Source organism: Shewanella schlegeliana (assembly GCF_016765635.1).
Classification (GTDB): Bacteria; Pseudomonadota; Gammaproteobacteria; order Enterobacterales; family Shewanellaceae; genus Shewanella; species Shewanella schlegeliana.
In genome coordinates this window covers 109,440-124,921 of the sequence record NZ_JAESVD010000011.1, presented here as the reverse complement: position 1 = coordinate 124,921, position 15,482 = coordinate 109,440, and the positions used below count along the sequence as shown (strand labels likewise).

General features: G+C 45.5%; 12 protein-coding genes. All 12 read right to left on the bottom strand.

Annotated elements, in window-relative coordinates; all coding sequences use genetic code 11:
• Nucleotides 1-399: 399 nt before the first annotated feature.
• The 12 genes from JMA39_RS17435 to JMA39_RS17380 all read right to left on the bottom strand — a co-directional run bounded on the left by JMA39_RS17435 (nt 400) and on the right by JMA39_RS17380 (nt 15,269).
• On the bottom strand, nt 400-1,683 hold the full coding sequence (locus JMA39_RS17435; RefSeq protein ID WP_202723158.1) for a winged helix-turn-helix domain-containing protein: 1,284 nt from the start codon (nt 1,681-1,683) through the stop codon (nt 400-402).
• A 273-nt stretch (nt 1,684-1,956) separates the two neighbouring features.
• Nucleotides 1,957-2,787, bottom strand: a complete 831-nt coding sequence (locus JMA39_RS17430; RefSeq protein ID WP_202723157.1) for an ABC transporter permease — start codon at nt 2,785-2,787, stop codon at nt 1,957-1,959.
• Nucleotides 2,788-2,803: 16 nt separating this feature from the next.
• Nucleotides 2,804-3,712, bottom strand: coding sequence for an ABC transporter ATP-binding protein (locus tag JMA39_RS17425; RefSeq protein ID WP_202723156.1), 909 nt, complete (start codon nt 3,710-3,712; stop codon nt 2,804-2,806).
• Nucleotides 3,713-3,796: 84 nt separating this feature from the next.
• On the bottom strand, nt 3,797-5,116 hold the full coding sequence (gene nosD, locus JMA39_RS17420; RefSeq protein ID WP_202723155.1) for a nitrous oxide reductase family maturation protein NosD: 1,320 nt from the start codon (nt 5,114-5,116) through the stop codon (nt 3,797-3,799).
• 61 nt (nt 5,117-5,177) lie between these two features.
• The gene (locus JMA39_RS17415) at nt 5,178-5,666 is read right to left on the bottom strand and encodes a nitrous oxide reductase accessory protein NosL (RefSeq protein WP_202723154.1); all 489 of its coding nucleotides are present in this window, start codon (nt 5,664-5,666) and stop codon (nt 5,178-5,180) included.
• Nucleotides 5,667-5,836: 170 nt separating this feature from the next.
• The gene (gene nrfD, locus JMA39_RS17410) at nt 5,837-6,784 is read right to left on the bottom strand and encodes an NrfD/PsrC family molybdoenzyme membrane anchor subunit (protein WP_202723153.1); all 948 of its coding nucleotides are present in this window, start codon (nt 6,782-6,784) and stop codon (nt 5,837-5,839) included.
• A gap of 2 nt (nt 6,785-6,786) precedes the next feature.
• Entirely contained in the window at nt 6,787-7,497 is a 711-nt protein-coding gene (locus JMA39_RS17405; RefSeq protein ID WP_202723152.1) for a 4Fe-4S dicluster domain-containing protein, read from the bottom strand.
• A 63-nt stretch (nt 7,498-7,560) separates the two neighbouring features.
• Nucleotides 7,561-8,274, bottom strand: coding sequence for a tetratricopeptide repeat protein (locus JMA39_RS17400; RefSeq protein WP_202723151.1), 714 nt, complete (start codon nt 8,272-8,274; stop codon nt 7,561-7,563).
• Nucleotides 8,275-8,319: 45 nt separating this feature from the next.
• On the bottom strand, nt 8,320-9,105 hold the full coding sequence (locus JMA39_RS17395; protein WP_202723203.1) for an FKBP-type peptidyl-prolyl cis-trans isomerase: 786 nt from the start codon (nt 9,103-9,105) through the stop codon (nt 8,320-8,322).
• 60 nt (nt 9,106-9,165) lie between these two features.
• Nucleotides 9,166-9,594, bottom strand: coding sequence for a rhodanese-like domain-containing protein (locus JMA39_RS17390; protein WP_202723150.1), 429 nt, complete (start codon nt 9,592-9,594; stop codon nt 9,166-9,168).
• Nucleotides 9,595-9,663: 69 nt separating this feature from the next.
• A complete protein-coding gene (locus JMA39_RS17385) occupies nt 9,664-11,694 on the bottom strand; it encodes a cytochrome c3 family protein (RefSeq protein WP_202723149.1) in 2,031 nt (676 codons plus the stop codon).
• Nucleotides 11,695-12,440: 746 nt separating this feature from the next.
• Entirely contained in the window at nt 12,441-15,269 is a 2,829-nt protein-coding gene (locus JMA39_RS17380; protein ID WP_202723148.1) for a hypothetical protein, read from the bottom strand.
• Nucleotides 15,270-15,482: the final 213 nt, after the last annotated feature.

The window sequence follows — 15,482 nt, the reverse complement described above, 5'->3', positions numbered from 1 at the left end:
CACCACGGTAGATATTTCCCACCGCCAAGCCATTCGATCGAAACGTTTCGATAAGGCAGAGCGAGAATAATCGAAACGTTTCGATATTGCATGAGGCAACAATGAGATCTGTGAAGGATCTAACAGAAATGTCTGCGATCGATAGGGAGACTTGAGTAAAAATGGGGAGTGATGATGGGCAAGACAGCGTTAAAAGAAGGAGCTAGATCCTAGGACGCTTCGCTGTGAGGACGGGCTACGCCCTACTAGGAACAACAAAAACCAAAAGCACCACCTTTGCCACTTCTTAGCTTTTGCTTTACCCGGCTTTTCCCGTCTCAGTTTTTCCGGCTATTCCGTCTTAGCTTTATCCTGCTTTTCCTAGTACCTAGTACCTGCTTTTAAACCTAGAACCTTCTTTTAAAGCTTCACCTTGTCATACTCATACCAAGCCACGAGATTGCCTAGAATGGGCACAATCCAAACTGCGGTGTCGGCATCTTTATATATGCGATAGAAATACAGGTCGCTATCGATGATTTCATGCTTGCGGATCTCACGATAAAAATGCATCGCTGATGAACTGACCTGATCCGGCTTTATCAGCTCCTTTTGGCTGACTTTGACATGGAAAACATCCACCTCGAGCTCATCTATCTTCTCGCGATACTGAGTAAAGTCGCCCTTAATCTTGTACTTGATTGGGGTTGTCTTACACTCTTCATCGGTGACACAGGCTGCGGAGTAGAACTTGCCGGTATTCTCTCCCTCATAAATCAAGGATAAGCTGATATCAGAGCGTACCAACATATTAGCCTTCACAGGGTAGTAAACATCGGCATGATAATGGTGCTCAATAAAACCACTGGTACCCGGCTCGTCATGGGGAATAATGACTCGGTTATAACGGATCCGCTGCTCCATCTCATGGGTCAGCTCGGTAAAGGTTTTCATATTTAAACCGGCAGGTGTCAAATCAATCGCAGTAATATTGATTAAACCTTTTCCGGAGCAGCCATAGTCGCTTGCCTCGGGACACACAGCCATCGAGTAATAATGGCCATCGGTTACTGCAAAGCCCTTAAATTGACTAATATCGGTTAAATGATTCGACTCAGGCGCAAGATGTTTTTGCCACATAGAGGCATGCAGGTGACTAACATCTTCTTTATGAATAAGCTGGACGTCTTGCTTAGTACCGCCAATATTCAACTCAATATTCTTAGTTGAATCCCAGCTGTTCTTAGCCTTGATAACGCCATGATAATCACTGAAATACCAAACAGATAAGCAGATGAGTATCGCGATAACGATACCGCTGATTTTCACCAGTAGAGAGACATCGACAATAGCCGCACGCATAGACTCAGGATCGTTGACCGCGAGCATCTTAATATGAGAGCGAGTAGAGACATTGAGTTGATAACCACGACCGGCGATGGTTCTAAGCACCACCTCTGGATAGGGTTCTAATTTCTTTCTAAGAGTACTAACACACTGGGTTAATGAGGTAGCAGCAACAACGCGATCGGGCCAGCCCGCAGCTAATAACTCTTCTTTAGTACATACAGAACTCATGGAGAGGATCAATTGATGTAAAACTGCGGACTCCGATACCGTTAAGGTAATGGTTTGATTGTTCGCATGATCAATTAACTGTTTGGCCTCTTCATCCAACTCCAGATAAGGAGTAACTTTATGCACCTTAACCCCCATTAAATCAATTAACTGCAACTAAGTTATTAACGAATCTTAATGTTAGTTTACTAAAATAGATTATTAAAAATGTGACTTCCGCCGAAAATTAAATCAACTAATCCAGATCTGCTTGTTTACGTTCACATATCTCACATTTTAATTGAACTCTGCATCCAACATTGAATATAAATATCCACTTTCCATCTATTTACAGATTAAAAAGTAGACTAACCACTCACTGTAAAGAAGCACTATATCTACTCAGCTAAGTCGTTATGCTCACAGAGTTCGACGCTGAAAGACTCGATTGGCGATAGCCAACAGTGCCAAGATCCACAATAACATGGCGCAATAAAAGCCAAGCTTTCCCATGGTCGATGAGGAGAGCAGCGCCAAACTGCCGCTAGCCACATCTGAACCGATTAAGTTTATCGCTCGATACAGATCCGTTGGGTTCAGTGCAATTAAGCCATTAATCAGGTACTGATTCATAAAGGACAGATCCGCCACCAATATCGCCAGCAAGATCAAATCGTAAATCAACACAAATACAAACCACACGAATAAAACGCTGCCCACCGCCTTGGCCTTCTCTGTCGATTTAAGGCTGACGATATAACCCAGCAAAATAAAGGTAACGGCGAGTAAAATACTGCTAAAGATGAACTGAGAAAACTGACTTAGTATCACTTGAGACTCATAAGCCTCACCGAAGATTAGCAGTAACACTGCGGTTAACCCGAATGCAAAACAGCTAGTGGCACTCATGATCAGGCTATGACCCAATAGCTTGCCCATTAAGATCTGTAGCCGACTGATAGGGTATGACATTAACAGCAGCAGGGTGCCAGATTCATCTTCACCGACAAAGGCATCGTAACTCACGAGCATGGCAGCCAAGGGGATTATAAATACCGAAACCGTCGACAGGCTCGACATCAAGGCATCGATCTCAGGCAGAGACAGATGCCCTGCTACGGCGCTTCCCGCAAAGGTAACGCTAAGAGACAAGATTAGAAATATCATTGAGATAAAAATAACCCAACGATTGCGTAGGCTATCTTTAATCTCTTTTTTGGCGATAACCATCACCGGAGAATAACGCAACATATTAACTCACCACTTCTTAACTCACCGCTTGGGTTTGTTTATTTTGACTCATATAAAAATGATAGATCTCAGCTAAAGCCGGCTGCGTAAGGCTAAAATCAAAAACTTGGCACTCAGACATGACTAACTGTAAAACCTGGGACTTAGACTCTGCATCCAATTGCAACGCATCATCGGCATAATAGGCGGCGAGCCTTGGCTCCTGAGCAACCCAGCTCGCCAAGTTCGGTGCCGTGAGCCGAGTTTTAAGGCCACTGTTTTGCCTAAGCTCAGCCAGACTCCCCTTGGCTAGGCTCTCACCCTTAGCTAAAATCAGCGCAATATCGATATTGTTCTCAATCAGCGACAGCTCATGGGTACAGACGATAACGCCACAGCCTTGCTGCTTAAGCTCATCGATTTTGCCGTAAAGAAACTGGGAAGCCACAGGGTCTAGCCCCACTGTTGGCTCATCAAGTAGTAACAACTCTGGTTCGCACAAAATCGCCTGAGCAAAGCCAAGGCGCTGCTTCATGCCTTTCGAATAGGTCTTTAGCGCCCTGTCTTGGGCGTACTCGAGTCCAAACTCTTCAATAAGCTGGCTAACTCGTGGTTTAGTGACCCTTTTAAGCGCGGCAAAGTAACTTAAAATCTCCTTGCCTGTCAGCTTGTCATAGAAGCTGACATTCTCCGGCAAATAACCAATTCTCAGCTCGTTACGTTGCTTAAGTTCACTATGATTTTTGCCGAGAACTATCACCTCCCCCTCACTGGGTTTAAGTAGGCCCAGCAAAATTTTAATCAGAGTCGATTTACCCGCGCCGTTATGGCCTAACAGCGCCATAGTTTGCCCACGCTTAACCTCAAAGCTGACATCATTGAGTGCACTAAAACCAGCAAACTGGTGCGAGATATGACGCGCCGATACTGCTAAACAAGGATTCATTGATTCTCCGAACACGTCTATTACTCAAACCGCCTAATGGCTGATATTTACTGCCTGTTAGTTCAGCCTGTTAATCATTAACGATTAATAGTTGAAAGCAGGATTAGGCGTTAACAGGGGAAAACTATCGATAATGCCGCTAGGCTCACCGACTTCAAATTGGCGTTGCACCCAGCGAAGCACCACCACAATAGGGCTATCCATCAAGAAGTTAGCCTCGGGATAGAGCCAAAATAACTTATCGATATTATCATTAGGCCGATAAGCCGTATTGCCCACACCATCTAAATTGTGATCCCAACCCAAGTATCCACTCCAGTAGTTACCACGCCCGGCATGGCTCCATTCCAGTAGGCTATCACCGACATATTTCACTTGAGAAAAATTATCGATAAACTGGTTTTCATAAACTTGGTTGCCCTCTCCCCCCATCGCCATATAAAAGCCGATATCGCAGTGGCCGAAGTGGTTGTTGATAATGGTATTGTCACGGGCGCCATAGACAAAAATCCCCTTACCTTCTTGGCCCTGAACTTGATCTTCTTTTCGATTAACAATACCTTCGACCCGATTGTGTTCCACAAGAGCCTGTTCGGTCATATTGAGCAAAATACCAAAATCAATCGCATCCCAAACCTGATTACGGTGCAGGTGAATGTGCTTTGAATTCATCAAGGCATAACCGCCATCGACCTGATAACTTTGGTTATTGAAGGCTTCATCATCGGTGGTATACATATAGTGAATACCGTATTGCTGATCGAATAGCTGGTTATCGTATACCTTGCTTTTACTGCTCGACTCTAAATAGACCCCATCTCGTACCTGAGAAATGGTATTGCCGGCAATGACCGAACCAATGACATGCAACAGATGAATACCGTCACCTCTGTCTAGGATATATAGACTGTTATTACCGACAATCACGTTATCGTTTATCTGAATATTATTAAGCTCATCGGCACGAATGCCAAAGCCATCTCCACGCAAGTTATTGTTATGGATCTTAATGTTATGACTGGCTGGCTCGATTAAGATCCCGGCATCGCGCTCATAATGATCATTCCCCCAATTCTCAATTCTTAGGCCAGAGATCTCCACATTAGCCGCAAACACGCTAATGGCACTGCCGATACCATTGGCATCTATGATGCTGTCACCGAGGCTGGTTAGGGTAATAGATTGATGGATTTGCACAGGGCCTTGATAACGCCCCGAGCCCAAGATAACTCTGTCACCATCTTGGGCATTGGTCAGTGCCAACTTAAGCTCTTGGGTATTCGATACCAAGAGATCCTCGGCGTAGCTATTGAAGCCACAGCCAAGAATGAGCGCGAATATAAGCCGACGCAGGATGGCCAAATGTTGGCCCAGCTTTGGGGAGTTTAGCAGTGATATATTCATAGCTTAATACCACCTCATTTGATCGCTAATGGGATAAAACGCTCCATGTAATCTCTACTATTTACTCACCCGCTAACAGCCCGATGGTGATCTGCTCATAGGTGAGCACTGCGCCACCAAACTCGGTAGCAAACTTTGTAGCCCCCTCTTTGGTAGCAAAAGAGGCAACCGCAGGTCCCATAACGGCTTTTTTGCTGGTGCCATACACGTACCACGCAGACTCGGCATCGATAAAGGCACTATCCTCAGGATGCTCCCAGTCCGTCACCGACATATCATGGACTTTTAGATCGGTGATCTGGCGCTTGTTCTCAGGCTGTAGGGCAAAATTGAACATATCCCTTGTGGAGCAGAACTTTGGCACAATAGTTTCGTTCTTCAAGCTCAACTGCCCTTTAGGCCCTGGGTACTTGGTAATCATCATGCCGCAAAGGTGGCAACGGTCATGATCATGAATCGCCTGCGCATGAGTCGGCTGAGAGGTTGCCTCGCCTTGGCTACAAGCAAACATAAAGGGGACAAACAAAAAAATGAGCATCAGCTTTTTCATACAAATTCCAACTCGAAGTGATTAGAAGAGGTACTCTGCACCTTGCTAATCCATGGAGGTAAATCAACAAGGTGAGAGACAACTAACGCAACAGACTCGACTCCCAATAGCGTCTTGCAGGGACAACGTATTAGGAGCGAACCTATCGAACTTAACTAAACAGCCAAAGGCTAGATAGCGAAGTTTTGGCCTGCATACAGAATAAACATACGCAGACACATCATGCCGGTCACGGCGCAAACGCCTGAGAGGTAAAAGGCTTTAGCGCTGTGGCTAAATGTCTTACCCGTAGCAAAGTTAAGTAGCAGTGGACCACCAAAACCTAGACCCACAACACCAAACCAGAATACTGCAGCCCACTCTCCGGTATGGAAAGCTTCGAACGCACTCTGTGCCCCCGCGTTACCCGTCATTAGAGAGGTCACGATCATGAAGATGAATAGTATTTCAGCAAACATGATTGGCCACTCTGCACCGTGCAGCAGTTTCATATCTTGGCTATGTAGGTCTTCTTTGAACATCGACACAGCAAGCATCTTCGCCGCTGCAGCACCCGCTGAAATACCCGAGGCGATAAATAGCGCCGGCAACACAGAGGTATTGATGATAGGAAAACGAATCAACGCCGAGATAAGGAAGCCCGTATAAGCACATACAGCCAGTGCCAACACTAGAACCGCCATTTCACATGGACGACGCACACCTTGTAGCTTTTCAACCACTGGCACTAACACTTTCAGTGCTGGAACCGAGCGGATCTCTTCTTCGAAGGCAAATAGACAAATTAGTGCCACTAACGGGATATACACAGATAGTGCGATAACACCGATAGACATCACTGAATTTAGGTTGTAGTAAACCAGAATTCGCCAGAAGAACAACGGATTGGTCAAGTCTAAAACCAGACACAACATACCTAAGCTGATTGTCACAAACGAGATCAATGCAGCTGCTTTATAAAATGGCGTATTAGTGGTCTGCTGCTTGTAGAATCGCAGGAACAGTGCCGTGGCTAGCGCACCACCGGAGATCCCCGCAAAGAACAAGTACACAGCAATTGGCCAAGGCCAAGCAAGCCCTTGGGACAAGCCCATTGTAAACTCAATATTGCCGTCCATATCTATACTCCTAGCTTAACAATAGGTATGTAACGTAAGCTTGGCTCGGTACCAAACCCTGGCTTAACGCGCACAGAATCTTTTACCCGTAATAGCTTACTGATATAGGATGTCGGATCGTTAATATCACCAAAGATCAGTGCGTCATAACGGCACTTCTGCACACAGGCTGGTAACTCGCCAATAGCAAGTTTGCTGTTCAAACAGAAATCACAGTTGTCGGCGACATCGGTTTCTTTATTGATAAAACGCGCATCGTATGGGCAAGCCGCAATACAGTACTTACAACCAGCACACTTAGCCGCGTCCATGGTCACAATGCCCGTCTTCTCATCTCGGTGCGCCGCACCCGTTGGGCATACGGTGACACAAGGAGCGTTCTTACATTGCTGACAAGAAACACGCACAAACTTACGCTCACAACCACATTCAGTGGTCTTGCCGCAGTGCGGACAAGGCTGGCCTTCTATGCCACCAGAGTGCTGTTCCATTAGCAGCCTAGACTTACCTTCAGGTAAGTTATTCGCTAGATTACAGGCTTCTTTACACTCGCCGCAGCCAGTACATTTGTTTTGATCAAACACCATCGCATAATGGGGCTTGTTTGGATCTGACTCCCCCTCTTTGACCGAACTACACCCTAAGGGCGCTATTATCAAAGAGCTGGCTCCTAAGCACTTAAGGAACCTCCGTCTCTCTATATTTTCACTCACAGCATCCTCCAGCTACCAGCTATTTGGCTGATATATTTATACTTATTAGGTTTTACGTGACTTTTACTCAGATGCAGCCACTGAACGATTAGCTATTTTTTGCTCGGCTCTATAAATTGCATTATTAATTGAGGCTCGGTTAAAGTTCTGCTTATCGCTTTTGAGTAGGGTTAGCCATTGCTCGATAGCTTTTTCATACTCACTATTTAGATAAGCGTGGGTGGCCAGTAATAGGCGAGATTGAGGCTCATATTCGTCAAGCGCTAAGGCTCTGGCGATAACCAAATCAATGTCTAAGCTCATCTCTCTTTTATCGCGGTAGTACATGGCATTAGCTTTCATGCCGAGCACTGTGGCACTGTCGCCAGAGAGTGTGAGTAGCTCATCGAGGGTTTGTACCGACTCGCTATACAGGCCGCCATCCACATAGGATTGAGCCAAATTTAATAATGCAATTTCATTGCTAGGTTGCTCATTTACTTTCTTTGCGTTTTTATTGATCTCTGCGGTGATCAGATAATCAATATTTTCGTCTACTACTCCTTTGTTCCAGCCATCGAAATGACCGAGTTGTGAGTAAATTAATAGGGTCGATGTAAAGAGCACTACAGATAGCGCCATAGGGACCTTAATGCCTGTGGTATCCATATCGAATACCTCAGCATTAGGCTCAGCTATCAGGGTTACACCATGCTTTTGACTAGAGTGATGATGACGCCAAATTAGGGTGATGACTGCACCTAGGGTGACAGCGATGCCGATAGCTAAACTATTCATAGTGACTCTCTACAATCGAATTAACGCTTTATCATGCTTTACTAACTAGTGACCGCCGCCCATCATGCCGCCCATGCCCATACCACTTAGGCCCATGCCATGAGAGTTTTCGCCTGGCGCTTCAACTTTGACTAACTCGACTTCAAATACTAAAGCCGAACCAGGAGGGATAATGCCAACTTGCTTGTCGCCATAGGCAAGTGCTGCTGGAATAGATAATTTGTAAGTAGACCCCTCATTCATCAATGGGATCCCTTCTTGCCAGCCTTCAATCACACTCATTAAGGCAAAACGGTTTGGTTCATTGCGCTCATAAGTGCTATCAAACTCTGTACCGTCAACTAAGTAACCTTTGTAGTGCACAGTAACCACATCTTGAGGATCGGGTTTACGACCTTCACCTTCACTGATTACTTCATACTGCAAGCCAGAAGCCGTTTCTTTAACTCCTGCTTTTTTCTTGTTTTCAGCAAGGTATTCGTTACCAGCTACTAAGCTTTCTAGCGCGAGTTGAGCTTCTGCAGCTTCTCTTGCAGTATTGAGCTGTTCGGCACGCTGATTGAGGTAGGTTAAGATCTCTTCATCTGAATACTGCGACTGGTTCTTAAGCGCATCGACAACACCTTCAATCACCAGGTCTACATTCACTTCTGCGCCAAGTTCAGTTTGGCTATAAATTTGACCCGAGATGTACTTACCTAGCGAGGCACCGATACTGTAAGACTCTTTTTGTACGTCCGTAGAAAGCTCTGTTTTTGCTATAGAGTTGGCAGACATAAACAGGGTAAAACCAGTCACAACAGCTAGGGTAGTTTTTGTAAATTTTTTCATCATTATCATCTCTTTAAATAAACAATTTGCGTTTAACTTTTGTTACCCAACATCCGGCTGTTACGGTCTTTCTGTTACTCGGTTAGAGAGGCGCCATCCATAAATTCCATCTGGCATCTGTCTAACATTGGTGTAGCCCATCTTCATCGTATGATGTGCTGCAACTTCACTCGCGTTACAAAGACGGTTTGCGCAATAGAAGACCATCAGTGCATCTTTATTAGCAGGCAGTAACTTTTTCCAATCTTTAACGTTGAAATAAATAGCACCTGGAATAAAACCCTCAGCCCAAAGTTCAAGCGTATTCACGTCATAAAAGTACACGCCCTCTTTGCCTATTAGACTTTCAGCTTCCCTCATGCTGATGGTGTGAAGCTGGTGCTCATAGCGAGGTGCAGGTGCCATATCAGAGCCACCACCTGCTAAGCAGTGTGCAGAACTAGCAAGTAAAGTGAAGGTTACAAGAATTTGACCAAGTGCTTTTTTCATAATCTTTCTCTCTATTGCCTCGACACATCTTGCTAAGCAGTCAGTGCCGAGGCGGTTAAGTTATGCGGCTTACTTAGCTGCGTAACCTGTTCCATCTAAGATGTTTTGCGCTTGTGTAACATAAGTAAGTGCAGCATCTAGACGCTTCTGGCTATAACGGAAGCCATGAACACCCCAAGAACCATCTTTCTTGATTAGATCAACAGTTTCCTGTGCCTTCTCAGCTAGCATTAGGACTTGAGTCTTGTCTTCAGTAGACAACTTAGTCACTTCTAGTAGCTGGTCGATGCGTACAAGAGCTTGCTCAACTTTCGCGAAAGTTTCCTTAACTGGTGTTTGCATCTTCATTACTTCGCCATAAATCTCTAACTGGTCTTCGTAATGTAGGCCTTTCTCAAGCTCTGACTGGAACTGGCTGTGACAACCCTTGTTCTCAACCACGTCGTGGTCAGAGATAGCGGTACGTGCACAAGACCACATTAAGTCTAGGTATGAGCGACCTTCTTCGTTCTTAGCAACTGTCCAACCTTTAACGCCATCTGGTCCACCAGTACGTGGCTCACCTTCTGGTGGGTTAAGTGTCTTCAGAGTTGGGTCAACTTCAATCTTCCACATGTGTGACTTACGTACAGCGTCGAAACCAGCTTGGTCAGGGAACTGCATTGCCTTGAAGTTTTCACAGCTACCCATGTTAGGCATGTGACAACTTTGACATGTTTGCTGGTTGTGTGTATCTGAGTTTTCAGCAATCAGTGTTTGCGCTTCATGACAATCTTTACAGTCTTTCTTAAGCTTTGGCTTAGTGATGCCAGACATCCAAGAACCGTCTGTCACTTCGTGCGGATCGTGACATGTAGTACAACGCATGCCCTTCTCGTAGTGCACAGAGTTATACATCTGTGAACCTTCAGTACCACAAGATGGACATAGAGACTTCATCTTCACGCCAAATGCGTACTCACCTTTCTCTTGAGCTTCAGGTGTGTCTTGAAGAGTTGGGTCATACTGGAAGCGCTGGTGACAACGTTCACAGTTAGACTGCATTCCGCCAGTACCGCCATCTAAGTGACCGCCCGCGCCGTGACACTCTTCACAAGCAATACCTTTAGAGATAGTGTGCTCTTGAAGTTTCTTAGGATCACCTAAGGCGTCGAAGTACTCTTGCTTGCTTTGGAAGTCAAACTTGAACGTATGACAGATTTCACAGTAAGAACTCGCTGGTTGGAACAACATTGCTTCACGGTACTTAGCACCGTAAGAGCTCATGCCCTTCTGGTGAGAACCCGATGCACCAAACGCTTCTAATGTAGTAGGGAAGGCAGGAATAACATCGTTAATCTTCTTCGCCATCTCAGGGGTTAACCATTCAGCCCAACCACGAGAGAACTGGTTAGCACCAGCAACCATCTTACCGGTACCGTCACGTAATAGACCACCTTCGATATGGTAAGTACCACGTACTAGCCACGCATCGATGAAACCGTACTTGGTACGTGGTGTACCAACAGTTGCATAGATAACGTCTGGCGTAATACCGTCTGGTAAGATTGAGGTATCAGGCGTGCCGTACATAGCTTGTTCAATATCGTTATTCACTTCAGGATGATCACCTGGGAAACGAATTGTTTTAGCATGACGTGAACGCTGCCACTTCTCATATTGAGTCGCATGACATTCAGCACACTTCTCAGGACCAACGAAGTTGTTTGGATAATCTAAAATAGACTTAGCACCAAGGCGGTACTGCACCGCACGAGGCTTACCAACACCTTTACTATATGCAGGGCTGTGACCCGTATCTAAATACTCTTCACCACGGTCACTGATGTGGTAATCACCCACTAAGTTACCTGATTGCTGGTATTTAAACATTGGATGGTTTTCGAATAAGAAATCAAATAACTCTTCTTCTTGAACAATATAGTCTTGCAGCGTTTTCACGCCGTTGATCTGTTCTGTTCCTTGATAGTTAGCAATCGATTCTTTTGCTGTTTTTCCCATTTGAGGGATGCTGTCATACTTTCCAGCAGCGTTCGCATTGGCAATGGCACCAAAACAAAACAGCACGCTTAATGCTACCTTGTGTTTCCACCGTCTCATCATTCACTCCTACTTATCATTATTTTGTTTTTTCACTGTTTTACGCGTTTTTTTAAACACGCTTTTTTTAAATACTAACCGTTCACCGATTGAGCTAAACAACTGAGCAACGCCTATTTTCCATATAAAAAACAGTAAAAATCTGAGCTACAGCACACTAAAAAAACCATCAGAACCGATTAGATATAAAAATGATATTTACGATAAGAAACAGCAGGTTAAATAATTATCAAGAGATCTTTTTAGATGTAAAAATCACAAGTTTACGTTTATTGAGTCGCAAAAAAGTTGCAAAAGCGACCACTCGTAGCGCTAGTCTGCTTTGCTTTATTTCACGCAAAGTGAGATGGCATAAGGGGTCGCGCCCCTGTAGCCATTAAGAGGTAGTGGCAACTCGGTACATTAGAGCGAAATATCGAATAGCTAGCCGCCCAAACTCCCAATAGGGCACTAAAGGCCTTTTAAAGGTGTATTAAGGAGCGAGTTTAAGGGACTAAAAGACTAATCGTCTTCAGAGTAGATTGGCATCGAGATGATGCATTAAAGGGGGTGAGGAGGTTTACGTTATCTCGTAATGTTTAAGATAAAAATTAGACTGGGATTTAAATCAGAGAGGGATTTCAATTAGGCGATTTAAATGAGACTGAGATTTAAATTAGAGTGGCCTTTTTAAAGATGATTGCAGATGGATGGCTTTATTACCACTTAATCACAGCTGTAATAAAGCCACCCAGAACTGTCAGCAACTAAGAGCGGTTACCAAATAACTTATTCGCCAGTTGTTTCACTGCGCTAGAGCAATCCTGTAAAAAACTCTGGGCTGTGGCGTCGGTCAGTGACTCAGCGCCTTGCAGCATCTCCAGTAGTTGCACTCGTTCATTTGCCGTCAGCCAATCTTGCATATCCGGCAAGCGATTTTCAGCAGCAAGCCTACGTACAAACTCCTGCTGCTCATAACCCTCATGCACGGCGAAATACACTAACGCGGCCTCAGGTACACCCGCTTTATCGAGCCAATTTAGTGCCCAACCTTGTTTAGCCACATCCAGTGCATCGCCAATATCACTGTCTCTGTGACGCTCATTACCGACCTCGCCGTGACTCCAGCGCTCTGCCATTGTGATTTTGCCGCTTTGGATTCTAGAGGCCACATAAGCTTCCTCAACAGAGCATCGACCCAGCCAGTGCAGGCCACGCTTACCTAACTGTGCTAAAAACAGTGTCAAACGCCCTGCCATGTCACTTGGCAGCAGCCAGACAAAATCAGCAGGCCCCACCTTGCCACGATACATAGGATAGGGGTTCCAGCCCTGAAGTTTCGGTAATTTTAGCGCCTGTGGACTCAACTCCTGTAAACCTTCACCACTGCCAAGATAGGCCATCAGTTTGTCAGACACCGTTTGCGCGCTGGCATCGTCAAAATCTTCTTTTAAGGTGTTAAGTAAAGCCGCTTCAAACATTGGCATAATCGGCAGTACAACACTTGGATTCACGGCCTTGAGATGTTGGAAAAATGCCAATACTTGGTCTTCACGGCAATACTCCAACTGCTGTAATAGCGCCTCAAATTGCAGTAGCTGCTGACGCCCTATCATACTTGTATCTGCACTATCTAATGCCGCATATTGCGCAACTTTGTCAGCGTAGCGGCGAGCAAATCGTGGGTCGGCAGGCCGGTAATCGGCGACTTGCTGATCCGTCATCAGAGTAAAAGCCTCAAGCATGGCTTCTGATACGCCATGTTGCTGCACCAAATCAAATAGCGCTGCCTCGGTATCTTGAGCATCAATCGCGGCATAAAGCGGGTAATCGGCCTTAAATTTTACAATGCGATTAATTGCTCGCTGAGGCGCGATAGCTAGCCACAGTTGCCAGTGACGCTTGGCAAGTTGAATAACAGGGCTAGATGAAGTGAGTCGCTCCGAGCTGCGGCATTGAGTTAATCGGCTTGCACTTTGAAGCAGTAAAATGGTTAGCATACAACGCTGACCAGCATCATGAGTAAACAAGGTCCAATAAGCCGCCTGTTTAGCACTGATTTCAGGCCCAGACTTGCCACCATCTTTTGCCATACCAGCGCGCACCAGCTCAATCATTTTTGCATCAATATCGGCAGCAGCTACTTGCTCAATATCAGGCTCTAAACCACAAAGCCACTGCCGCAGTGCCTCACTATCGTCGTCGGTAACCTTGCAAAATTTAAGCACAAAATCACTGAGCAATTGACTTAAGTGCTGCTCAAGCCACTGGCTAATAGCAGCACACTCATCACTACTTGGTTCTTGGTTCAGCCGCAAGGCTAAATACGTACTGCTACCTAAATGCAGCGGCATATAGGGCAGCGCCTCAATAATCTCTTGGCCGTCACGATAGCCAAGTTCATCGTTAAGCCGCTCAAGTCGACTTTGCGTAATTAAATCGGTTCTGGGGTTCAAACAGGTAAAGATCTTACGCCCCGTTGCCTCATCCCACTGGATTGGTTCGACTTCTGGTTCTTGATCTAATTCAGGCTCTAATTCAGACTGTGGCTCGGCATCACTCTCTTCCTCAGCTGCAGCAGGTTCCATCCAGGCTTGATAAGCGTTATCAAGCCCATTTCGCTGAGCCTCTGCTACAGAGAAATATTCTGACTCGTTGCGAGTTTCAGTGAGCGTGGCCGCAAGCGCTATGATTTCATCTTCAACCTTAGCACCACAGATTAGCTGCTGTTTGACCTTGTCTTGCCACTCTTCTTGCGAGAGTTCAGGCTGCTCTTCTAGCTGCCAGCGCTCGGATCCTACAGGCCAAGCGCCCATGCTGTCGTAATATTCAAACAACATCTGCGCAAGTGAGTAAGGCTCATCTGCCGTTTGCAAAATAGGCGTAGATTGCAGCCGCTCGACCAGCTCACTTTTAAAATAAGCGTAATCCTCAGGCTGAGACTGCAGGTGCGATAGCAAGTCTGCTTGCACTGCATCATAGTTGATATCTTCATAAAAATAACGGCGCACCTCGGCGCCATCACACCAGACATAAGCCTTGATCAGCTCTTGCGTCCAGCCATGTTTACCTACTAAACCACTGAGTAAGCACAACGGCGCAGTCATGGTTTGGGTATCCCAATACGGCACCAGAAAATGAGCTAACATCCAACTATAGCGGCTATCGATTGCTATCAGCATATACAAGGCTTCGACAGCGAAAGCGTTGTAGTCATCTAGCCAGAGATCGTTAGAATCGTTACGGCTACGAGAAAACGCCACCAAAGCTTCAATCGTTTCAACCACCGCTGGCATGAGTTCAGGGAAGTTCAATGCCGCGCCAAATAGCACAGGCTCAGTGATATAGCTCTGTTTCTCGTCAAAGCGGCAAGCATTAATAGCCTGCTCAACTAAAGGGCGGTTACTCCCAGCATCATCCAAGGTCAAAGCACTGCCATCAGGCTTCACAAACAGCACATTGAGTAATAGATTCATGCTTAAGCGAAACGCTGAACCATCGCTTATTCGCTGACGATACTCGGCTAATGCATTGGCAATATTCTCGGGGGAATGTGGATCGACAACGATGGAAACAGACTTATCAAACTGGGCCATACAACGTCCTTGGCAATTGAATAGAATTACAAAACAAATAGATAAAGCGACCGAAGATTATCTCTGTGCACAATAAAATGCGAATAAAAATCGTGGGGATATGAAGTTGCGCCACACCACCAACCAGTACCAACCACCACTAACTGTTTGAAATTATGGCATTTAACAGCAATTCATACCGCTTAAGGAGGGACGAAAATCTCGATTATCTAA